The sequence below is a fragment of the Streptomyces sp. NPDC037290 genome (genome assembly GCF_055603245.1).
In genome coordinates this window covers 574844-595316 of the sequence record NZ_JBVJVZ010000005.1, presented here as the reverse complement: position 1 = coordinate 595316, position 20473 = coordinate 574844, and the positions used below count along the sequence as shown (strand labels likewise).

Genomic DNA, 20473 nt, shown 5'->3' with positions numbered 1-20473 from the left:
CATGTCGCCGGGGCGCCTCCAAGGGCCGAGGTGCGACGCTCAAACGGTGTCCGACCTGCTCAGTCGAATGCTACCGGCAGGTAATAAAAGAGAGCCGGCGGCCGCCCGAAGAGCTCTTCCGCCCGGCTCCCTCCCTGTTGCCCGCCGCCCTTCGACGGTCAGTCCGAGTGCGCCGCTTCCGCCTCTTCCGCCACCGTGAAGGCGATGCCGTCGAGGATGTCGTGCTCGCTCACCACGACCTCCTCCGCGCCGATCCGCTCCATGATCGCGAGCAGCACCAGGGCGCCCGCGCCGATGACGTCGACCCGGCCGGGGTGCATGGACGCGACCGCGGCGCGCTCGGCGTGCGTGGAGCGCAGCAGCCACTCGGTGATCTCGCGGACGCGGTCGTGGGAGATCCGGGAGTGGTGGATGCGCGCGGAGTCGTAGTCCGGCAGGTCCTGGGCGATCGCCGAGACGGTGGTGACCGAGCCGGCCAGGCCCACCAGGGTGTGCGCCTCGCGCAGCGGCACCGTCTGCTCCGCGAGGTCCAGGGCGGCCTCGATGTCGGCCCTTATCGCGGCGATCTGCTCCTCGGTGGGCGGGTCGGAGACCTTGCCGTCCCGCACCAGGTGACGCTCCGTCATCCGCACACAGCCGACGTCCACCGACCGCGCCGCCCGGACGTGCTCCTCGCCCACGACGAACTCCGTGGAGCCGCCGCCGATGTCCACGACGAGGTACGGCTTGGTGAGGTCCGCCCGCCCCGTCAGCTCCCTGGTCGCACCGGTGAAGGAGAACTCGGCCTCCTGGTCGCCGGTGATGACCTCCGGTTCGACCCCGAGGATGTCCACCACGCCGCGCACGAAGTCGTCCCGGTTCTCGGCGTCGCGGGAGGCGGAGGTGGCCACGAAACGGAGTCGCTCGGCACCGTGCTCCTTGATCAGGGCCGCGTACTGGCGGCAGGCCGCGAACGTGCGCTCCAGTGCCTCAGGGGCGAGCCGGCCGGTGCGGTCGACGCCCTGGCCGAGCCGCACGATCGTCATACGGCGGTCCAGGTCGACGAGTTCACCGGTCTCGGGATGGACGTCGGCGACCAGCAGCCGGATGGAGTTCGTACCGCAGTCGATGGCGGCCACACGGGTCACTGCTCGGCCCCCTCGGGGTTCTCCAGCGTCACGCAGGCACCCTTGCGCCACCACTCCGGCAGCATGGCGAGCGCCTCGTCGCCGAGTGGGTTCACACCGGGGCCGGCGGCCAGCGAGTGGGCCACCAGGACGTGCAGGCACTTGACCCGGTCCGGCATGCCGCCCGCGCTCGGGAAGCCCTTCAGCTCCTCGATCTCGTCCCGGCGCCGGATGTAGTCCTCGTGCGCGGCCCGGTAGGCGGCGGCCAGCTCGGGATCGGTCCGCAGCCGCTCGGTCATCTCCTTCATCACGCCGTTCGCCTCCAGCGTGCCGATGGCGGAGGACGCCTTCGGGCACGTGAGGTAGTACAGCGTCGGGAAGGGGGTGCCGTCGGGCAGCCGCGGGGCGGTCTCCACGACGTCCGGATGGCCGCACGGGCAGCGGTGCGCGATGGCCCGCAGGCCCCGCGGCGGGCGGCCCAGCTGCTGCTTGAAGGCCTCGACGTCCGCGTCGGTGGGCTCGGTGCGCGAAGTGCGGGGCGGGGGCGTTTCCATGACTGCTCTTCGAAGCTTTCTGTCGGTTACGGCCAAAGGCCGGCGTTACTGCTCACTGGTCGGAGGCGTCGGACTTGTCGACCCCGTCCCAGACGTTCGCGTACCAGGGCCGGTGGGCGGCCCCGAGGTCGGCACGGGACTGCTTGGCCGCGCCCGGGTCGACGACCACGTACCCGGTCTCGCCTGGCTTGACGTAGTGCAGCCGGCGCCGGATCTGCTGCTCGGCGTAGGAGTCGTCCTGCCACCGTGCCTTGAGGTCGCGCAGTTGCTCGACCCGCTTGCGGGCCTGCTCCTGCCGGCGCTGGAGGTCGGCGATCTCCGCGCGCTGGGAGACGTACTGCCGCATCGGGTAGGCGAGGGCGACGATCATCGTGCACAGCACCAGCGCCAGCAGCGCCGCCCGGCCGGTGAGCCGGGAGCGGCGGGCCTGCCGTCTGGTCTGGGAGCGGTAGACCCGGGCCGCCGTCTGCTCGCCGAGCAGCCGCAGCCTCGTCGTGGTGGAGAAACGGTCGCGGTCCTTCACGGCCATGTGGCTCTCCGCCTCCCCTTTGCCTTGCGCTTCACACGTGCGTACGTCCCCGGACACGGTACGGGACCGGGTACGGGGACGTACGTATGACTGGCTAAGACTTAGCCCGGTGGAGGTCAGCCCTTGGAGACCTCGGCGTGGCCGCGGAAGCGCGGGAAGGCGCTGCGGCCGGCGTACACCGCGGCGTCGTCGAGGATCTCCTCGATGCGCAGCAGCTGGTTGTACTTGGCGACGCGCTCGGAGCGGGCCGGGGCGCCGGTCTTGATCTGGCCGCAGTTGGTGGCGACGGCCAGGTCGGCGATGGTGACGTCCTCGGTCTCGCCGGAGCGGTGGGACATCATGCACTTGAAGCCGTTGCGCTGGGCCAGCTCGACGGCGTCCAGGGTCTCGGTCAGCGAGCCGATCTGGTTGACCTTGACCAGCAGGGCGTTGGCGGTGCCCTCGTCGATGCCGCGGGCCAGGCGCTCCGGGTTGGTGACGAACAGGTCGTCGCCGACCAGCTGGACCTTGTCGCCCAGACGGTCGGTGATGACCTTCCAGCCGGCCCAGTCGTCCTCGAACAGCGGGTCCTCGATGGAGACGAGCGGGTAGGCCGCCACGAGCTCCTCGTAGTACTCCGTCATCTCGGCGGCGGAGCGCTCCTTGCCCTCGAAGAGGTACGTGCCGTCCTTGTAGAACTCGGAGGCGGCCACGTCGAGCGCGAGGGCGATCTGCTGGCCGGGGACGTAGCCGGCCTCCTTGATGGCCTCGAGGATGAGGTCGAGGGCCTCGCGGTTGGAGCCGAGGTTCGGGGCGAAGCCGCCCTCGTCGCCGAGGCCGGTGGACAGGCCCTTGCCCTTCAGCACCTTCTTGAGGGTGTGGTAGACCTCGGTGCCCCAGCGCAGGGCCTCGGAGAAGGACTCCGCGCCGATCGGGGCGATCATGAACTCCTGGATGTCCACGTTGGAGTCCGCGTGCGAACCGCCGTTGAGGATGTTCATCATCGGCACCGGCAGCAGGTGCGCGTTCGGACCGCCCAGGTAGCGGAAGAGGGGGAGGTCGGACGCCTCGGAGGCGGCGTGGGCGACGGCGAGGGAGACGCCGAGGATGGCATTGGCGCCGAGGGAGCCCTTGTTGTCGGTGGCGTCCAGGTCGAACATGGCCTGGTCGATCAGGCGCTGCTCGGTGGCGTCGTAGCCGACCAGCTCCGGGCCGATCTGCTCGATGACGGCGAGGACGGCCTTCTCGACGCCCTTGCCCTGGTAACGGTTGGGGTCACCGTCGCGCAGCTCGATGGCCTCGAAGGCGCCGGTCGAGGCGCCGGACGGGACGGCGGCACGACCCGTGCTGCCGTCGTCGAGGCCGACCTCGACCTCGACCGTGGGGTTGCCTCGGGAGTCCAGGATTTCCCGGGCTACGACGACGTCGATGGACGGCACGAGCATCTCCTTCTTGGATGTGACGCTGGAAGTGCGGGGCGGTGTGCCTTACGGCGCTGCCTTGCGACTAGAGCCTAACCGTCTCCAGGGGATCAGCCACCGACCGACCGCCCCGTGGACGGGGAGGGACACGCAGACGGTACCCATTGTTCATGAGCGGAACAAAGGGGGGTGGGGGTGAAGAGCGGGGAAACACGCGGGGCACACAGAAAAAGACCCCGCCCCGGCGCGTACGGGGGAACACGCGCCGGGGCGGGGAGCCCGTGGGGACCGGGGGGCGGACCCGAGGGCCGCCGCGCCTACTTCAGGTGCAGCTGCTGGCCCGGGTAGATGAGGTTCGCGTCCTCGACGATGTCCTTGTTCAGCTTGAACAGCTTCTGCCAGCCGCCCTGGACGTGGTGCTTCTCGGCGATGGTGCTAAGGGTGTCACCCTTGACGACCTTGTACTCGCCGTCGCCCTTCTTGACCTTCTTGCCGGTCGGGGTGGTGACGGTCTTGCTCGCGGACGGGGCCGTGCGCTCGGCGGAGCGGGAGGCGGCCTGCGTGCCGGTGGAGCGGGTGGTGGTGCTCGGCGCCGTGCTCTTCGAGGGGGTGCTGGGCGCGGAGCCGTTGTAGGCGGCGCTCGACAGGCCCGTGCCGCAGACCGGCCAGGCGCCCTTGCCCTGGGAGGCGAGGACCTTCTCGGCGACGGCTATCTGCTGCGCCTTGGTGGCCTGGTTGGCCTGCGAGGCGTAGGCGGTGCCGCCGTACGCGGCCCACGTGGAGGCGGAGAACTGCAGACCGCCGTAGAAGCCGTTGCCGGTGTTGATGGACCAGTTGCCGCCGGACTCGCACTGGGCGACGGCGTCCCACTCGGAGGCGGTGGCGGCGGAGGCGTTGCCGGCCGCCATCAGCGGGGCGGCGACGGCGGCGCCGGTCACGCCGGCGAGAGCGATGACGCGGGTGGCCTTGGACGGACGGCGGTGCTTGCCCTTGCCGGTGAACAGCATGGATCGATCCCCTCACCGACGCCTGCGAGGTGAGCTGTCGGGTTCGGGCCGGTTGAGTTGCCCGGCCGCACGCTCGCTCTCGCGAGGTGCGGCTTCACCCCCAGCCGGTACCGGCGTCAACCGCCGGGACCGGCACTTACCTTGGGTCCCCCGCTCCTGCCCACGGCGCTTGACGCGACGACTGTTCCCGGGCAACCGCTGGCAGGATTCGGCGTTGCGGATGCCGGGGCTCGTGGTGACGAGCGGCCTTGACCGTAGACAGGTGATCGAGGGAATTTCAAAGACGATCAGGGCTTCTGAGACTCATCCCACACTTTCACCGAAACGGACATCAGCGGCGAAACGGGGTGTCAACTGCCGCTACTTCTGGACCGTTTCAGAACCGATGTCCAGGGTCTGACCGGCCGCGATGTGGTTCGGGTCGGCGCCGATGACGCTCTTGTTCCCGTCATAGAGCGCGCGCCATCCGCCGTCGACGCCAAGGGAGTCGGCGATGGAGGCGAGGGTGTCCCCCTCGCGCACGGTGTAGGTGCTGGCCGCGCGGCCGGCGTGACGGCCCGAAGAAGCGGCGTTCTGACCGTTTGTCGCGCTTTCGTCCGCACTTTCATCCGCGCTGCCGCCGCGGTGACGCCCGCCACTGCTGAGCGCACCGGTGTCGATCAGACTCCAAGAACCGGCAGGCTGCTGGTAATTGTCCGATTCGTCGGTACCGGGGGGCACCGAGGGCGCGCTGTCACTCCCCCGCGAGCCGCCACTTCCGGTCAAGCCGGACTTGTCAGTCTTGTCGGACTTGGGGGTGCTGGTCCCGGTCGGACCCTCGGTCGCGTCCGGGGCCTTGGTGTCCTGGCGGCTCGGGCTCGGGGCCGGGGTGGTGCTCGCGTCGGACGAGGAGCCGGAGGCATCCGAACCCGAGGAGTCCGTGCCGGACGTGGAGTTGGAGTCCGAGCCGGAACCGGATGCGGATGAATCCGGCAGACCGGACGAGTCGGAGCTGTCGGCCGAGCCGGACGTGTCGCCCGGCCCGGCGGTGCCGCCGGAGCCCCCGACGCCGGTGTCGACGTCGACCGAAGCGGAGTCGGAGGTCAGGCCGGCGGTCAGCGCGCACATGGCCCACGGCTTGGTGCCCTGGTCGGCGAGGATCTTCTCGGCGACGGCTATCTGCTGCGAGCGGCTGGCCTGGTCGGCGCTGTCGGCGTACTGCGTGCCGCCGTACTTGCCCCAGTCGTCCTGCGAGATCTGCAGGCCTCCGTAGTAGCCGTTCCCGGTGCTCGCGCTCCAGGAGCCGCCGCTCTCGCACTCGGCGACCTTGTCCCACGTGGTGCCGTCGGCGGCGTTGGCGCTCGCGGCGCCGAGCAACGGGATGGCGATGGCGGAGCCGGTCACTCCGGCCGCGACGAGGAGGGCCGGAGCCTGACGGGGGCGACGGTGACGACCGTTCCCGGAGAGCATGCGGAAGCCTTTCGTGCGACAGCAGGAGCGGCGCGGCGCGCTGAAATACCTCGCCACGCTGATGGGTGAACGTATCGGCAGACGATCACTTGTCACAAGTTAATGCCGCGCAGATCACGTGAAGATCACAGAGTTGAACGTCCCTGATGTTCACCGTTCTACGGCTTTGCCGGACTCCGGTGTGAACTCCACGGGCAGCGTGCGCAGGCCGCGCATGATGAGCCCGCCGCGCCAGCGCAGGTCGGCCGGATCGGCCGCGAGCCTGAGGTCGGGCAGCCGGGTGAGGAGCGTGGCGAGCGCGGTCTGGCCCTCCAGCCGGGCGAGCGGTGCGCCGAGGCAGTAGTGGATGCCGTGGCCGTACCCGAGGTGCTGGTTGTCCCGGCGGGCGAGGTCCAGCACGTCCGGGTCGGCGAACCGCTCCGGGTCCCGGTCGGCCGCCGCGAGCACCACGAGCACCGGATCCCCCGCCGCGATGTCCTGGCCGCCGATGGTGAGCGGCTCGGTGGCGAACCGCCAGGTGGCCAGCTCCACCGGGCCGTCGTAGCGCAGGAGTTCCTCCACCGCGGTCTCCAGCAGGCCCGATTCCCGCCCGGCCAGGGAGTCCTGCAGCCGCCGGCGCTGCTCGGGGTGGGTGAGCAGCGCGCAGGTGCCGTTGCCGATGAGGTTGACGGTCGTCTCGAAGCCGGCGAACAGCAGGATGAACGCCATCGCCGCGGCCTCGTTCTCGGTGAGGTGCTCGCCGTGGTCAGAGGCGCGGATGAGGCCGGAGATGAGGTCCTCGCCGGGCGCCGGTTCGGCGGGCAGCGCCTCGCGCTTCTTGTGGATCAGCTCGGCGAGATAGCCGCGCATCTTCTTGACGGACCGGGCGACGCCGCCCCGCGGCCCTCCGCCGTGGCGGATCATCATGCCCGCCCAGTCCCGGAAGTCGTCCTGGTCCTCGCGCGGGACACCGAGCATGTCGCAGATGGCGTAGATGGGCAGCGGGAAGGCGAACTCGTGGATGAGGTCGGCCGAGCCCTTCTCGGCGAACCCGTCGATGAGGTGGTCGGTCAGCTCCTGCACGCGCGACGCGAACTCGGCGACCCGGCGCGGGGTGAACGCCTTGCTGACCAGCCGGCGCAGCCGGGTGTGGTCCGGCGGGTCGATGTTCAGCAGATGGGTCATCAGCTCGGCCTTGCGCTCGCCGGGGATGCCGGTCTTGCCCTTGGCGTGCGCGGGCTCGTCGTGGTGCGCCGGGTTCTTGCTCAGCCGCTGGTCGGCCAGGGCCTGCTTGGCATCGGCGTACCGGGTGACCAGCCAGGCCTCGACCCCACTGGGCAACCGTGTCCGGTGCACCGGGGCGTGCTCGCGCAGCCAGGCGTAGGCGGGGTAGGGGTCGGTGGCGAACTCCCAGGTGAACAGGGTGGGAGCCGATTCCGGGGCGGGGCCGCGAGCGGCCTGGGGGTGGTGCTGGTCGGTCACTCCTCGACCGTATCCGGACTCGGGTGGGCCTCCGCGTCCCGGTGGCCGCCGCCGACCGCGCCCGCAGCCTCCGGCCCGGCGCCCTCCGCCTCCCGGATCGCCTCCCGGTACGCCCGGGCCGCCGCCCGCAGGGCCGCCTCCGGGTCCGCGCCCGCCGCCTCGGCACGGACCGCCAGCGCGAGCAGCTCGTACCCGATCCCCTCGCCGCGGGGCAGCGGGACGTCCAGCTTCGCGGTGCGGGCGCGGGAGGCGAGCTTGGCGGCGAGGGCCAGCGCGGGCTGGGCGAGCGGAACGCCCTCCGTGACCGAGGTGCGCCGCTTCTCCTCGGCCTTGGTGCGCAGCCAGTGCGCCTTGACGTCCTCCGGTGTCTCGGCCTTCTCGTCACCGAAGACATGCGGGTGGCGGTGGACGAGCTTGGCGACGATGCCGCCGGCCACGTCGTCGACGGAGAACGGCGCTTCCGGGTGCTCCTCGGCGATCCGGGCGTGGAAGATCACCTGGAGCAGGACGTCGCCCAGCTCTTCGCGCAGTTCCTGGCGGTCGCCGGCCTCGATCGCCTCGACCAGCTCGTACGCCTCCTCGATGCCGTACTTGGCGAGGCCCTCGTGGGTCTGCCGGGACGACCAGGGGCATTCGGCGCGGATGCGGTCCATGACCTGCACGAGGTCCAGCAGGCGGGCGCCCGGCAGGTCGTAGGAAGCCGGCAGCAGCTCCAGCTCCGGCATGGAGACGCGGCCCGAGCCGGCCAGGCGGGCCAGGCCGTCGGTGAGCGCGGGCTCTCCCTCACCGGTGGCCACGACCACCACGGTCCGCCCGCCGGCGCAGGCGTCGACCAGTTCCTGCGCGGTGGGGGACGCCTCCTCCACCGCTGTCCCGGCCTCGCGCAGATACGGCAGCTGCGGATGCGCTCCGTCCGCGCACAGCACGGCGTCGGCGGCGCGCAGTGCCTGCCAGGCGGGCCAGGACAGCAAGCCGGGGGCGACGCGGTGGCTGGTGGTGAGCAGGACGATGCGACCGGGGTCGGTCGTGGCGGCGAGGTCGGAGCTGGATGCGTTCACGATCCGAACGTAACCCACGGCGGCAGGCGGCGGATTCGGTTGTCCACAGGGCGGGGACGATCGTGTGATCGTATGACCGACGCGTGTCCGGCCACGGCGCCCGGCCCGGCCGTGCCGGCCGTGCTAGGCCGTCACCGGCTGCCCGCCGCCCGCCGCCGTGACCTCCCGCACCCACGGCGTCTTCGCGTCCACGCGGCTGCTCTTCTGCACGTTCCAGGTGCCGTAGCGCGGGTTGAGGTCGATGCGGAGCTCCTGGGAGGCCTTGGACAGCGCCTTCCAGAACTCGGGTTGGCTGGTGTCGCTGCCGAGCTGCTTGGCCAGCTTCTGCGCCTCCAGCTGGAGGCGGAGGTTCTCGTCGAGGTGGGCGGGGGCGATGCCGTACTTCTGCAGCCAGGCGGCCTGGAGCCCCTTGGCGCCGCCGGCCTGCTGCTCCAGGCCCGCGCGCATCCGCTGGACCTCCTTGCGGGTCACCGTGACGCCCGCGTCCTGTGCGGCGCGGTGCAGCACCCGGTCGAGGACCATGTTGTGCAGGGTGTCCCGGGTGAGGCTGCTGGTGGAGGCGAGCACCTGCTGGTACTGGGTCTCGTCCGGGACCGCGGCCCGCTGGGCCCTGCGGACCTCGTCGACCCGGCTCTGCAGCTGGGCGACGGTGATCCGCTGCCCTCCGACGACGGCCGCCGCCCCCGGATGCGCATCGCTTCCACAGGCGGTCAGCAGGGGTGCCGCGGCGGCGATCGCGGCGGTGAGGACGAGCGCGGTGCGGCGGCGGTGCAAGGAGACCTCCAAGGGAGATTGTGCGACGGTGCACAAAGTCTTGCGTGATCGATGGTAGGGAGTGGGCGGGCGCGGGCCAACCCATTCGACCAACGATTCGCACGCGCTTGGGGCACCGCCGCACCACCGAGTCGGCTCAGCGCACCTGCCCCAGCCACTGCAGGGTGCGCCGGATCTCCAGGGCCATCGGGTGACCGGGGCCGTGCAGCCGCTCCACGTCCATCAGCAGCCGGGCGAGGGTGTCGTGGGCGGACGGCCGGTCGCCGAGGGCGAGCAGCAGATGGCCGATACGCCGGCGCACCTCGTGCGCGAGCTGGGGGTCGCCGGAGACGTACTGGTTCTCGTAGTACGGCAGCAGCGCGCGGTACTCGGCGAGCGCCGCCGCCGGTTCGCCCAGCTGCTCCAGGCACTGCGCGGCCTCGTAGCGGTAGCGCAGGGACTGGGGGTCGGCCTGGCCGGCCTCGGCGGCGCGTTCGCCGGCGAGACGGCGCAGTTCGGGCAGCGCGCGCCGGTACTGGCCGTCGTCCATGAGCGTGGCCGCGTACTGCTTGCGGAGCGTGCGCACCACCGGGGAGTGCTCGCCGTGCTGCTCGGCGGCGGCGGGCAGGATCGCGCCCAGGATGTCCACGGCCTGGGTGATGCGCCCCTCCCCGAGCAGCCGCTTGACCTCGTCCACGGCGGCGGCGACGTCGGGCTTCTCCGCCACCGGTGGGACCGGAGCGACAGGGGCGGGCTGGGGCGCGGGGGTCCGCGCACGGTCCGGCCAGGGGGCGTGCGGGCGCAGGAAGGGGCGAGTCGGGTCCAGGGGCGCCCCGGTGGGCGTCCCGCGCGCGGGCAGAAGCACCGCCAGGTCCTCGTACACCTCCTGCGCGGACGCCGGCCGGTGCTGCGGGTCCTTGGCGAGCAGCCGCAGCACGAGCGTCTCCAGCGCCTCGGGGACCTCGGAGCGGATCCGGCGCACGGGCACCGGGGGCTCGTACAGGTGCCGGTGCAGCACCCCGAGCGCCGTCGAGCCCGCGAACGGCACGTCACCGCTGAGCAGTTCGTGCATCAGCACACCGAGCGCGTACAGATCGGTGTACGGGCCGACCGCGCCGCCCATCGCCTGCTCCGGCGCCATGTAGGCGGGCGAGCCGATCGGGGAGCCGGTGTGCGTCAGGCGCGTGGTGTCGGTGTCCATCACCGAGGCCACGCCCAGGTCGAGGACCGTGACCGTGCCGTCCTGCTTGACCATCACGTTGCGCGGCTTGAGGTCGCGGTGGACGATCGGCACGGCGTGCACGGCGCTCAGCACGGCGCACAGCTGCGCGGCCACCGCGACCGCCCACGGCCACGGGTACGGATCGTGCTCGGCGAGATGGTCGGACAGGTCAGCGCCGTCGACGTACTGCATGACGAGGAACAGCTCCTCGCCCTCGCTGCCCGCGTCGTGCACCGTCACCAGACCGGGGTGGTCCACCTGTGCGGTCACCCGGCACTCGCGCAGGAACCGGCGGCGCAGCTCGTCCGCCTCCTGGCCCGCCACCTTGTCGGGCCGCAGCAGCTTCACCGCCACCCGCCGGTCCAGCCGCCGGTCGTACGCCGTCCACACCTGGCCCATGCCGCCCTGCCCGATGAGCGTGGACAGTTCGTACCGGCCGGCGACCACGCGTCCTGCCGCCACGCTCACCTTCCGCCCTCGTGGCTGCCGTGCCGGCCGTCATGCCGGCGCAGGTAGTCGCTCAGCTCGTCCAGTTCGGCACGCACCTGGTCGATGTGGCTGGGCGCCGGGCGCTGCGGCGGGGGCGGGGTGGCCGGCGGCCGCTGGGGCACGGGTGTGTGCGGCATCGGGGGCGGGGTGTGCGGGGCGGCCGGGGCCGGCGGGAAGGGCGTGTCGCGGCCCGCCTGTCCGATCGGCCCCGTCGGGACGGTCGCCGGCGGGTACGGGTGCGTGGGGCCGGGATAGGCGTATCCGGCCTGCCCGCTGCGCTGTGCCGCGTGGGCCTGCTGCCGCAGCGCGAAGTGCCGGATGTCCGCGGCGAGGTAGTACGCGGTCGCGGCCACCAGCGTGCCGAGCAGCAGGAACATGCCGAAGTAGCCGCCCGGGGTGTGCACGTCGTCGCCGGACTCGGTGCCTATCAGCACCAGGCTGAGGATGTCGGCGACCAGCGCGGCCACGAACAGGCCCCAGTCCAGCGACCGTCGGGTGACGATCGCCAGCCGCAGCAGCATCACCCAGGACAGCAGGCCGATGGCGAAGAACCCGATCGCCACGAACAGCACACGCAGCAGAACCAGCCACGCGGTGTGCGGCGGCTGCTTCAGCGGCTGTCCGTAGCCGTGGCCTTGCATGGCTGCTCCTGATGCCTGATGTGGGCGTACGTGCCCGCCCGGCGCGCTCCTTCGGGCGGAGAACGCCGGTCGTGCGATTGTCGCTTCGAGCATATGACCCGACACGGACAAGGACACGGACAAGCGTCCCGGTTGTACCGAACCGTTGTCCTGCCCACACCGGCGATCAGTCGGCCGCCACCGTACCGTCGGTGAGGCCGTCGTACATCCCGCGCACGAGCTGCTCCCCGAGCCGGCTCGCGTGGCGCAGCGCCCGCTCGAACTCGTCGAGTGCACGGAACCGCGCGCCGTAGCGCCGCTGTTCGTCCAGCGGCAGCCGGGGCAGCTGCAGGCGGCGCACGTCGAGCCGGGTCGCGGTGGAGGCGTAGCTGCTGGCCTGCCGGTTGTTCGCGGTGCCGCGCAGGAAGCCGGCGAGGAACCACGGGTCGAGCGCCGTGCGATCAGGGCGCAGGAGGACGAGGTTGCGCCCCAGGGCGGCGCCCCCCGTCGCCTCGTCGATCACGCGCGCCACCGAGCCACCGCCCAGCACCGGTACGACGACGTCGCCCGGCTCGGTCAGAACGGCCTCCTCCTCGCTCTCGGGCAGCGTCCCGGAGGGTGCCGTGCCGGCGAGGACGTCGTGGTCGGTGAGCACGGGCACGCGCACGTGGCCGCCGTTTCCGCCGGTGCGCATCACCAGCGCACCCCCACGCGCGAGCTCACCGAGGGTGGTGAGCGGCCAGCGCGCGCCCGGCGCCGGGGCGGCGGGCGGCGGGGTCAGGCCGGCGGTCAGGCTCAGGGTCGCGCCGAGGCGCTCGCGCACCACCGTGAGCTGCTCGGCGCCGTCGGCCACGGCGGCCGGCGGCAGATGCCGGGCGGGAGCCAGGTCGACGTCGTCGTCGAGGAGTTCGATGACCGGCACGGACCGGGCGAGCCCCGGCCGCTCCGCCGGCCGCCCCGCGCGCTCGAAGGCACGCCAGGCGTCCAGGACGGCCTCCCGCACCGCCGCCCAGTCCGGCCCGCCACGCCCCTCCCCGGCGAACCTCCCGGTGTCCACGAGCAGTACCTCGGGCGCCGCGGGCGTCCGGTCGGGCCGGCGCAGCACCCACACGTGCAGCGGGATGTTGTACGGCGGTGCCGCCCCGACCGGCAGCGCGACCACGGCCCTGAGCGCGCCCCGGCGCAGCAGGTCGGCGCGGATCCGGCGCCCGGAACGGCGGGAGGCGGCGGCCGGCGGCATGAGCAGGACGGCGAAGCCTCCGTCGGCCAGCCGGGCCAGCGCGTGCTGCACCCAGGCCAGTTCGGACTCGGTGCGGGCCGGGAAGCCGTACTCCCAGCGGGGGTCGTAGGCCAGTTCGTCGTGGCCCCAGTTGCGCTCGTTGAACGGCGGATGGCACAGCACCGCGTCGGCGCGCAGCTCCGGGTGGGCGTCGGCGCGCAGGGTGTCGCCCGCGGCGGCGTGCACGGTGGCCCGGGAGTGCAGCGCGAGGCGCAGCGCGGTGAGCGCGGCCAGGTCGGACGCGCTGTCCTGGGCGTACAGCTCCTGGCCGGGGCGGATGTCGACGGCCCGCAGCAGCGCACCGGTGCCGCAGGCGGGGTCCAGGACGGTACGGGCGGGGCCGGCGAGGTCGGCCATGAGACCGGCGAGGTCGGCCGGGGTGAGCGTGTACTGGCGGGGGTTGGCGTCCAGATGCCGGCCCAGCAGGAACTCGAAGGCCTGCCGTGCCCCCAGCTCGGCGGCCAGCTCGGCCGCGCCGCGCAGGAGCGGGGCGGAGAGGAGGAGTTGGGGGCCGGAGGGGGTGCGGAGGGCGGGGGTGGGGACCGGGGTGGGGGTGGGGGTCTGAGTGTCGGTGGGGGTGCGGCTGGGGGTGACTGAGGCGTTCACAGCAGGTGCCGTAGCGCCTCCGTTCACAGCGGGCGTGCTCGGCGCGGTGTTCACACGGTCCGCGCCGCCGGACGGGTTCACACCTTCCGCGTCACCGGGTGGGTTCACACCCCCTGCGTCACCGGGTGGGTTCACACCCTCTGCGTCGCCGGACGTGTTCACAGCCCGGGCCCCATCCGCAGCTCGGCCCCTGTGAACTGCCCGGCCCGGCGTAACGCCGAAGCGCGATGTCAGCACCTGCTCCAGCGCGCCGGGCAGCATCGCGGCCAGGCGTGCGTCGGAACCGGCGCTCGCCTCGAGCCAGACGGTGGGGCGCTCGTGGATCAGCAGGAGCACCTGCCCCGCGTGCACCAGGGCGGTCAGGGGGCCCTCGGGGTGCCCCACGAGTTGCTGCCAGACGCGTTCCCGCAGCGGGACCTCGGCGAGTTTGCCCTGCTTGCGCAGCCAGGTCTCGACCTCGGTGAGCGCGAAGGACGGGCTGGTCTCGGTGCCGCCGACCGGCTTGGGAAAGTCGGCGTGCCGACGGCGCCAGTTGCTCACGGCGGCCCGGCCCACTCCGGCGAGCCTGGCGATTCCGGCTGCGGTCACCTCTGTCGCGTTGTCCTGCACCGGCCCCGCTCCCCTCGTCCCGTGTGTGCGCCGAGCATACCGGCGTACACAAGATCCCTGCATTCACGCCCGTGTACACATTCGACTCTGTGAACCGTGTTGACTCGGTTCACAGGCTCTGCTCTTATTGACCCAGCGAACGAGCAGCCACCGGAGGGGGAGGCCGCCGCTCTGGGGAGGGGATTCGCCATGGGTACGAAGACCAAGGTCGCGCTGGGCGCCGTCGTGGGACTCGTCGTCATCGGTGCCGTGTCCGCGAACGCCGGCAGCGGCGGCAGCGACGGCAAGGACGGCGGTTCGAGCGGCAGCGGCAAGGGCTCCGCCGCCTCCGCCGGGCACACGCCCGGCGGCGCCAAGGGCACGAAGGACTCGAAAAGCGCGTCGGCGGCCGGGAAGCGGAAGGCCGCCATCGCCGGCGACGGCGAGTTCCAGGTCGGCTCGGACGTGAAGCCGGGCACCTACCGCACGACCGGCAACAGCGACGACATGTGCTACTGGGAGCGCGCCAAGGACGCCAAGGGCGAGACGAGCTCGCTGCTGGCCAACGACAACGTCAGCGGCACGAGTTACGTGACCGTCAAGGCCACCGACAAGATCTTCAAGTCCAGCGGCTGCAAGGACTGGGAGGCAGTCGGCCCCAAGGCGAAGGGCACCCCCGCCACGTCGATGGACGGCAACGGAGGCATGTACAAGGTCGGCACGGACATCGCGCCGGGCACGTACAGGTCGACCGGCAACAAGGACGACTCCTGCTACTGGGAGCGCACCAGGGACGCCGAGCACGGGCTGGACTCGATCATCGCCAACAACGACGTGACCGGCTCGGCCGTGGTCACCATCAGCCCGGGCGACGCCTACTTCAAGACCAGCGGCTGCGGCGCCTGGAAGAAGGCGGCCTGAGCCGGCCGGCTCTCGGCCACCCTCACACCACCCCCCACGCACCACCCCCACGCACCCCCCACCACCGCTCACCTGTCACACCCACCCCTGTTAAGGACTGTCATGCACCTCTCTCCCCGCGTCGCCACGCTGCTCGCCGTCGTGGCGCTCCCGCTGGCCCTCACCGCCTGCTCCTCCGGTTCCTCCTCCGGCACCGGGGGCGCGAGCGCCAAGCCGGCCAAGGCGGAGGACCTGAACGCCGGTCTCGCCACCGGTACGCAGCTGAAGGAGGCGCTGGCACCCGCGTCGGCCTTCCCGTCCGGACTCACCCGGGAGGCCGACGGCTCCGCGGACAGCGGCGGCCGGTTCCTCTCCCCGTCGGGCAGGAAGACCGCGAAGCCGGACTGCACGAGGCTGGAGACCACCTCGTGGATCCAGGTGAGCGGCTACAAGGGGGGCGTGTCGTTCGCGCAGGACGACTACGCGAACAAGGACCAGACCGAGCTCGTGGCCCAGGAGATCGACGCCTTCCAGGGCACCACCGCGGCCACGGTCATGAAGGGCCTGCGGACCGTGGCCGCCGAGTGCGCCACGTACACGAACACCGACGACCACGCCAAGGTGAAGGTCACCGGCACGGCCACGGACGGACTCGGTGACGAGGCCTACACGATGACGCTGACGAGCGGCCACTGGCAGAACGGCCAGACGCTGATCGCCGCTCGCTCGAACAGGTCCGTGGTCACCGTGCTGTCCACCGCGGGCAGCGACAACGGCGCCGCGGCAGCGCAGAAGGTGACGAAGACGGTCCTCGCGGCGCTGAAGAAGGGGTGAAGCCGGTCGGCCAGGCCTGACCACCGGCGTTCCACTCCCCCGACCGTTCCGTCCCTGTGAAGGATGCAGATGCGTCCGACGTCCCGCCCCGTCGGCCGGGCAACCGCCGAGGAAGCCGCCGTACGGGGCCGTGGCGTGCCCGCGACCCCGCTGCGCGCCGCGCTCGCACTCGGCCTGCTGATCGGGTTCTACCTGCTGGCCCTGCTCGTCCTCGCCGCGCTGGCGGTCCTGGACGTCGTCCTGGCCCGGGGTTCCGGCTTCACGGTCATGGCTCTGGAGGGCTACCTGGGCTCACTGGCGGTCGCCTGGTGCGTGGTGCGCGTCGTCCTGCTCAGCCGTGGCCGGGGGGATGGGCGGGACGGCCCGTCCGGTCTGTCGCTGACGCCGCAGGAGCAGCCGGAGCTGTGGCGGCGCGTGCAGGACCTGGCCGAGCGGGTGGGCACCCGGCCGCCCACGGAGATACGGGTGATCACGGGGGCCAATGCCATGGTCCAGGAGGACGCCCAGTGGCTCGGGCTGGTCGCGGGCGAACGGCGGCTCTTCCTCGGTGTGGCGCTGCTGATCGGCCTGCCGGAGGACGAACTGGACGCCGTCCTCGCGCACGAGCTGGGGCATTACGCGCACGACGACACCCGGCTGGGCGGCCTGCTGTGGGCACTGCGCAGCAGGCTGCTGGACACCGTGCTCACGTTGCGGCACCGGGCCGCCGTCGAGGAGGCCGGGCAGAAGGCGGCGTTCGCGGCACGGGCCGCGCGGCGCCGGGCGGCAGGCAAGCCGCCGCCGGTGAGGCGGGAGCCCCGGCGGGGTCCCGACCACTATCTGGCCATCGTCTTCTCCGCGTACGCCGGTCTGTGCCTCCGTCTGACCGAGGCCGTCAGCCGTCGCCAGGAGTACGCGGCCGATCTGATGGCCGCCCGGATCGCCGGACGGGACACCACGGCCGCCGCACTGCGCCGCATCCCCGTGCTCGAAGCGGCCGACGACCTCTACGTGACCGGGTACGCCCTGCTGGGCCGGGAGGCCGGCCTGTTGCCGCCGGAGGGCCAGTTCCACGGCGGGCTCGCCCTCCTGCTCGCGGACGACACCCGCCGGGCGGAACTGAAGGCACTGGCCGAGGAGCCGCTCCCGGGGGAGACGCCCCGGGCGAGGTCTCCCTATGACACCCACCCGCCCACGGCCGACCGCATCGCGGCGCTGGAGGCGCTCCCCGACGACGGACGGGCCCCCGCGTTCGTACGCCGCCCCGCGTCCGCGCTGCTCCGGGCGCCCGACCGCCTCCTCGCCGACCTGGAGCGGGCCGTACTGAGCCCTCAGGCGCTGTCCGGGCGGCGGGTGCCCTGGGCCGAACTGCCCTCGCAGACCCGTCGCGTGACCTGGGCGCGCGGAGCGGGGCCGCTGCTGGAGGCCATGGCCGAGGTGGCCGGTGCGAGGGGTGTCGTCGCCCCGCCCGGCGTCCCCCACCTCGAACACCTCCTGGTCCTGATCGACCACGGCCTGCTGTACGACGTCGCCGAGCGGCTGCCCAAGTCACAGGAGGCGGGCCGAAGCAGTGGCCGTGTGGCGCGCGAGTTCGCCAGAACGGCCCTGCGCTCGGCCCTGCGCCACCTGGCCCTGCTCACCACGCTGGACGCGGGGCTGTGCCGGTGGGAGCTGTGCTGGGCTGGTCCGCCGGTGCGCCGGGTGGCACCCGACGGGTTCGCCGAGGCGCTGGAGGAGGCCCTGGACCACGCGGTCGCCGATCCACCCCGCACGGCGCCACTGCGCGCTCTGCTGCTCGGCGGCCCCCCGCCCCCTCTTCTGTCCTGACAGCCTTCGCTGCCCTCGTCCGACAGACTCACCGGCCACCTCGTCAGGTGGTCCCGACCCGAAAAGACCCGGAATGAACGTCCTGATCGACATAGCCGGCGCCGGCGCCCTCCTCTACGCGGCCGTCACCGTCCCCCGCAACGCCCGCAAGGCGCGCGCCCTCCGGGCCGAGGCGAAGGCCAAGGCGCCGGTCAACATCGACCCCGCCAAGTACGGGCTGGTGCCCGCCGCTCAGCTCGACGCCGGTCGCGCGGGGCCCGATCCGGAGGCCGACGCGGTCGCTGAAGCCGCCCTCGCCGGTGACTGGCGGCAGGCCGCCGGCTATCTGGCCGGAGCGGGCCGCGACTGGGACCTGCGGTGGTACCGGCTCGGCGTCCTCGTGCACGCCGCCGCCGAGGACGACACCTGGGTCAAGGCGTGGCGGAGCGCGTACCCCGACGACCCGTCCGGCGCGCTCGTGCACGCCGACGCGCTCGTCTCCCTCGCGGGCAAGGTCCGCGGTGCGAAGCTCGCGAAGCACACCACGGCCGAACAGTTCGAGGGCTTCCGCCGGCTGCTGGCGGAGGCGCTCCCCGCCTGCCAGGAGGCCGCCCGGATGGCGCCCGAGGACCCCTGCCCCTGGATCGCGCAGATCACCATCGCCCTGGGGCTCGGCTGGTCGCACGACGACTTCCGGGCGCTGTGGGCCGAGATCACCGCACGCGACCCGCACCACTTCGGCGCCCATGTCAGCGCCCTGCAGTACTGGTGCGCCAAGTGGCGCGGTTCGCACGAGCTGATGTACGCGTTCGCCGAGCAGGCCGCGGCCTCCGCTCCGCGGGGCAGCCTGCTCCCCGTACTTCCCCTGTACGCGCTCATGGAGCACACGTCCCGCGACCCCAAGGCGCCCGCGTACATCCAGCCGTTCGTGCAGCCGGCCCTGGACGCCACCCTGGACGCCGTGGACCGGACGCCCGCCGGGCACCACCGGTTGCCGCTGGTCCGGCACCTGCTGGCGGAGACCCTGTTCCAGACGAAGCGGTACGCGGAGGCCGTCGAGCAGTTCCGGGCGGTCGGCGGGTACGTCGGCAGCGTGCCGTGGACGTACTCCGGCAACCCGGTCAAGGCCTTCGTCTTCGCCCGTACCAACACCTTCGTCGCCTGGGAGAAGGCGGGCTGCCCGGCCCCCGCCCCGCGCGGCCACGCCATCGGGAGCTGACGCGCACCGGGGGCCCGGCGGCTACAGCCGGTGCCGCATCCACACGTTGGGCTCGACGTAGACGGCGTACCCGCGTTCGGGTTCGCAGCGGACCGGGACCAGCGCGCCGGGCACCTCGACGTCCTCGGCGGTGTCGAAGGGCAGCCCCGTCCAGCGGCGCCACTCCTCCAGCGAGGCGCCCACGGTCATGGAGGCCGGTGCGACGGAGTCGATGCGTGCGCCGGCGCGCGCGTGGACGCGCAGCCACGGGTCCTCGGGCAGCCCGTCGGGGCGGACCCGGTGGGCGTAGGCACCGATCGGGGTGTGCGGTTCGCGGTGCTTGGCGCTGGGGCGGACGGGGGCGACGACCTCGCGGAAGCCGAGGGCGCGGGCGCGGTCCCGCATCGCCGAGAGCATGACGGCGGACAGTCCGTGGCCCTGGGCGTGCGGGGCGATGGTGACGGAGATGGCGCCGACCGTGTCGGGGCGGGTGCCTCGGCGCAGGTCGGCGAAGGCCCAGAGCAGGACCTGGTCCCAGCCGCGCCCGGGCAGGGTGCGCCGGCCGTCCACGTCGAGGGCGAAGGGCACGCTGAAGGCGTGGGCGACGATCTCGCCGTGCCCGTCCTCGGCGAACAGCGCGTACTGGGGCAGTTCGGTGGGGATGCGGCCGTAGTGCGCGGTGCCCACGGGGTCGTTGGTCACGAACTCGGGCCATGTGTCGGCCATCTCGAACACCGCCGGCAGCCGGTCGGGCCGCTCGGCGATGCTGCTCACCCTGACGTCCATGACACTCACGGTAGGGGGGACGGGCCCGCCGGGGACAAGGGTTTTCCGGCCGGTCAGCGCGCGCGGAACCGCTCCGGCGCCTTGGTCGGGTTGCCGCCCGTGGGGAGCTTCTGGCCGGAGCAGCCGGCGAGGACCTTCTTCATGGCGGCCTTCTCGGCCGCGGTCACCCACAGCCCGTACTTCTTCTTCACGGCGACCTGGGCGGCCACATAGGTGCAGCGGTACGCCTTGTTGGGCGGGAGCCAGGTGGCCGCGTCGCCGTCGCCCTTGCCGCGGTTGGTGCTCGCGTCGACGGCGATGAGGTTGAGGGGGTCGTTGGCCAGCGCTATGCGCTTGCTCGCGTCCCAGTACTTGGCGCCCTTCTGCCAGGCGTCGGAGAGGGGGACGACATGGTCGATGTCGACCTGGCTGCGACCGCGCCGGTAGGTGATGTCCTTGCCGGAGTAGGGGTCGGGTTCGAGCAGACCGTAGGAGACCCTGCAGGCACCGCCGCTGTACTTCACGTCCTTCAGGTCGCGTTTGAGTATGTCGTCGCGGGTGTCGCAGGAGTTGGAGTCGGTGTCCGCCCAGGCGGTGCCGAAGCGTTCCCGCGCGTATCCGGTCTTCGGTGCCCGGCCTTTGACGGTCAGTGTGTCGACGGCGGCGAGGGCCGCTCCCCCGCCCCGTGTCCCGCCGGATCCGGCGGACCCCTTGGTCTGCTCGCTCTTGCAGCCGGTCACGGCCACCGCCATGACGACCACCGCGGTGACCGCCCCGCCCCTCAGACGCGTCACGGTATGTCCCCCTTGCTCGCCCTGGTCCGCCCCGCTGGGCGGGCGGATCGTTCCTGTGCCCACGGTAACGGACCCC

The 20473-nt window shown here is 72.5% G+C and carries 18 protein-coding genes and 1 riboswitch; of the genes, 4 read left to right on the top strand and 14 right to left on the bottom strand.

Annotated features, from left to right (window positions below):
* Positions 1 to 158: 158 nt before the first annotated feature.
* The 12 genes from ACZ7HQ_RS21410 to ACZ7HQ_RS21355 all read right to left on the bottom strand — a co-directional run bounded on the left by ACZ7HQ_RS21410 (position 159) and on the right by ACZ7HQ_RS21355 (position 14142).
* Positions 159 to 1127, bottom strand: a complete 969-nt coding sequence (locus tag ACZ7HQ_RS21410; protein WP_470991998.1) for a Ppx/GppA phosphatase family protein — start codon at positions 1125 to 1127, stop codon at positions 159 to 161.
* Positions 1124 to 1660 (bottom strand): DUF501 domain-containing protein, encoded by a 537-nt coding sequence (locus ACZ7HQ_RS21405; protein WP_470991995.1) that lies wholly within the window; start codon positions 1658 to 1660, stop codon positions 1124 to 1126. Before ACZ7HQ_RS21405 ends, ACZ7HQ_RS21410 begins: the two co-directional genes overlap by 4 nt.
* Positions 1661 to 1712: 52 nt before the next feature.
* Entirely contained in the window at positions 1713 to 2189 is a 477-nt protein-coding gene (locus ACZ7HQ_RS21400) for an FtsB family cell division protein (RefSeq protein ID WP_470991991.1), read from the bottom strand.
* 116 nt (positions 2190 to 2305) lie between these two features.
* Complete coding sequence (eno, locus tag ACZ7HQ_RS21395; RefSeq protein ID WP_470991987.1) at positions 2306 to 3613, bottom strand: phosphopyruvate hydratase; 1308 nt, start codon at positions 3611 to 3613, stop codon at positions 2306 to 2308.
* Between the two features lie 293 nt (positions 3614 to 3906).
* Positions 3907 to 4596, bottom strand: a complete 690-nt coding sequence (locus ACZ7HQ_RS21390) for a transglycosylase family protein (RefSeq protein ID WP_470991983.1) — start codon at positions 4594 to 4596, stop codon at positions 3907 to 3909.
* A 4-nt stretch (positions 4597 to 4600) separates the two neighbouring features.
* A riboswitch (cyclic di-AMP (ydaO/yuaA leader) is annotated at positions 4601 to 4774 on the bottom strand.
* 182 nt (positions 4775 to 4956) lie between these two features.
* The gene (locus ACZ7HQ_RS21385; protein WP_470991980.1) at positions 4957 to 6045 is read right to left on the bottom strand and encodes a transglycosylase family protein; all 1089 of its coding nucleotides are present in this window, start codon (positions 6043 to 6045) and stop codon (positions 4957 to 4959) included.
* A 150-nt stretch (positions 6046 to 6195) separates the two neighbouring features.
* Complete coding sequence (locus tag ACZ7HQ_RS21380) at positions 6196 to 7506, bottom strand: cytochrome P450 family protein (RefSeq protein ID WP_470991978.1); 1311 nt, start codon at positions 7504 to 7506, stop codon at positions 6196 to 6198.
* Entirely contained in the window at positions 7503 to 8564 is a 1062-nt protein-coding gene (locus tag ACZ7HQ_RS21375) for a nucleoside triphosphate pyrophosphohydrolase (RefSeq protein ID WP_470991975.1), read from the bottom strand. Before ACZ7HQ_RS21375 ends, ACZ7HQ_RS21380 begins: the two co-directional genes overlap by 4 nt.
* Before the next feature lie 123 nt (positions 8565 to 8687).
* A complete protein-coding gene (locus ACZ7HQ_RS21370) occupies positions 8688 to 9338 on the bottom strand; it encodes a SurA N-terminal domain-containing protein (RefSeq protein ID WP_470992279.1) in 651 nt (216 codons plus the stop codon).
* A gap of 136 nt (positions 9339 to 9474) precedes the next feature.
* Positions 9475 to 10965, bottom strand: a complete 1491-nt coding sequence (locus ACZ7HQ_RS21365; protein ID WP_470992276.1) for a protein kinase domain-containing protein — start codon at positions 10963 to 10965, stop codon at positions 9475 to 9477.
* Between the two features lie 38 nt (positions 10966 to 11003).
* The gene (locus ACZ7HQ_RS21360) at positions 11004 to 11669 is read right to left on the bottom strand and encodes a hypothetical protein (protein WP_470991972.1); all 666 of its coding nucleotides are present in this window, start codon (positions 11667 to 11669) and stop codon (positions 11004 to 11006) included.
* A gap of 166 nt (positions 11670 to 11835) precedes the next feature.
* Positions 11836 to 14142 carry an N-6 DNA methylase gene (locus ACZ7HQ_RS21355; RefSeq protein ID WP_470991969.1) on the bottom strand — a complete coding sequence of 769 codons (2307 nt, stop codon included), beginning with the start codon at positions 14140 to 14142 and terminating at the stop codon, positions 11836 to 11838.
* Between the two features lie 189 nt (positions 14143 to 14331).
* On the opposite strand from ACZ7HQ_RS21355, the gene ACZ7HQ_RS21350 reads away from it, so the two are divergent.
* The 4 genes from ACZ7HQ_RS21350 (at position 14332) to ACZ7HQ_RS21335 (ending at position 18859) form a co-directional block, all read left to right on the top strand.
* Entirely contained in the window at positions 14332 to 15042 is a 711-nt protein-coding gene (locus ACZ7HQ_RS21350) for a hypothetical protein (protein WP_470991964.1), read from the top strand.
* Between the two features lie 102 nt (positions 15043 to 15144).
* A complete protein-coding gene (locus ACZ7HQ_RS21345) occupies positions 15145 to 15855 on the top strand; it encodes a hypothetical protein (protein WP_470991959.1) in 711 nt (236 codons plus the stop codon).
* Positions 15856 to 15924: 69 nt separating this feature from the next.
* Positions 15925 to 17661, top strand: coding sequence for a M48 family metallopeptidase (locus tag ACZ7HQ_RS21340; RefSeq protein ID WP_470991956.1), 1737 nt, complete (start codon positions 15925 to 15927; stop codon positions 17659 to 17661).
* A 73-nt stretch (positions 17662 to 17734) separates the two neighbouring features.
* Positions 17735 to 18859: a hypothetical protein gene (locus ACZ7HQ_RS21335; RefSeq protein WP_470991953.1), complete on the top strand. Its 1125-nt coding sequence runs from the start codon at positions 17735 to 17737 to the stop codon at positions 18857 to 18859.
* A 21-nt stretch (positions 18860 to 18880) separates the two neighbouring features.
* On the opposite strand, the gene ACZ7HQ_RS21330 is transcribed toward ACZ7HQ_RS21335, so the two are convergent.
* Both ACZ7HQ_RS21330 and ACZ7HQ_RS21325 read right to left on the bottom strand, forming a co-directional pair.
* Entirely contained in the window at positions 18881 to 19624 is a 744-nt protein-coding gene (locus ACZ7HQ_RS21330) for an N-acetyltransferase (protein ID WP_470991950.1), read from the bottom strand.
* Positions 19625 to 19677: 53 nt separating this feature from the next.
* A complete protein-coding gene (locus ACZ7HQ_RS21325) occupies positions 19678 to 20397 on the bottom strand; it encodes an HNH endonuclease family protein (RefSeq protein WP_470991947.1) in 720 nt (239 codons plus the stop codon).
* Positions 20398 to 20473 lie beyond the last annotated feature (76 nt).

What these genes read in the sequence shown, in the direction of transcription:
- eno (WP_470991987.1), bottom strand. Translation starts at nt 3,613, where the DNA reads ATGCTCGTGCCGTCCATCGACGTCGTCGTAGCCCGGGAAATCCTGGAC.
- ACZ7HQ_RS21330 (WP_470991950.1), bottom strand. Translation starts at nt 19,624, where the DNA reads ATGGACGTCAGGGTGAGCAGCATCGCCGAGCGGCCCGACCGGCTGCCG.
- ACZ7HQ_RS21385 (WP_470991980.1), bottom strand. Translation starts at nt 6,045, where the DNA reads ATGCTCTCCGGGAACGGTCGTCACCGTCGCCCCCGTCAGGCTCCGGCC.
- ACZ7HQ_RS21400 (WP_470991991.1), bottom strand. Translation starts at nt 2,189, where the DNA reads ATGGCCGTGAAGGACCGCGACCGTTTCTCCACCACGACGAGGCTGCGG.
- ACZ7HQ_RS21340 (WP_470991956.1), top strand. Translation starts at nt 15,925, where the DNA reads ATGCGTCCGACGTCCCGCCCCGTCGGCCGGGCAACCGCCGAGGAAGCC.
- ACZ7HQ_RS21350 (WP_470991964.1), top strand. Translation starts at nt 14,332, where the DNA reads ATGGGTACGAAGACCAAGGTCGCGCTGGGCGCCGTCGTGGGACTCGTC.
- ACZ7HQ_RS21345 (WP_470991959.1), top strand. Translation starts at nt 15,145, where the DNA reads ATGCACCTCTCTCCCCGCGTCGCCACGCTGCTCGCCGTCGTGGCGCTC.
- ACZ7HQ_RS21360 (WP_470991972.1), bottom strand. Translation starts at nt 11,669, where the DNA reads ATGCAAGGCCACGGCTACGGACAGCCGCTGAAGCAGCCGCCGCACACC.
- ACZ7HQ_RS21335 (WP_470991953.1), top strand. Translation starts at nt 17,735, where the DNA reads ATGAACGTCCTGATCGACATAGCCGGCGCCGGCGCCCTCCTCTACGCG.
- ACZ7HQ_RS21390 (WP_470991983.1), bottom strand. Translation starts at nt 4,596, where the DNA reads ATGCTGTTCACCGGCAAGGGCAAGCACCGCCGTCCGTCCAAGGCCACC.
- ACZ7HQ_RS21405 (WP_470991995.1), bottom strand. Translation starts at nt 1,660, where the DNA reads ATGGAAACGCCCCCGCCCCGCACTTCGCGCACCGAGCCCACCGACGCG.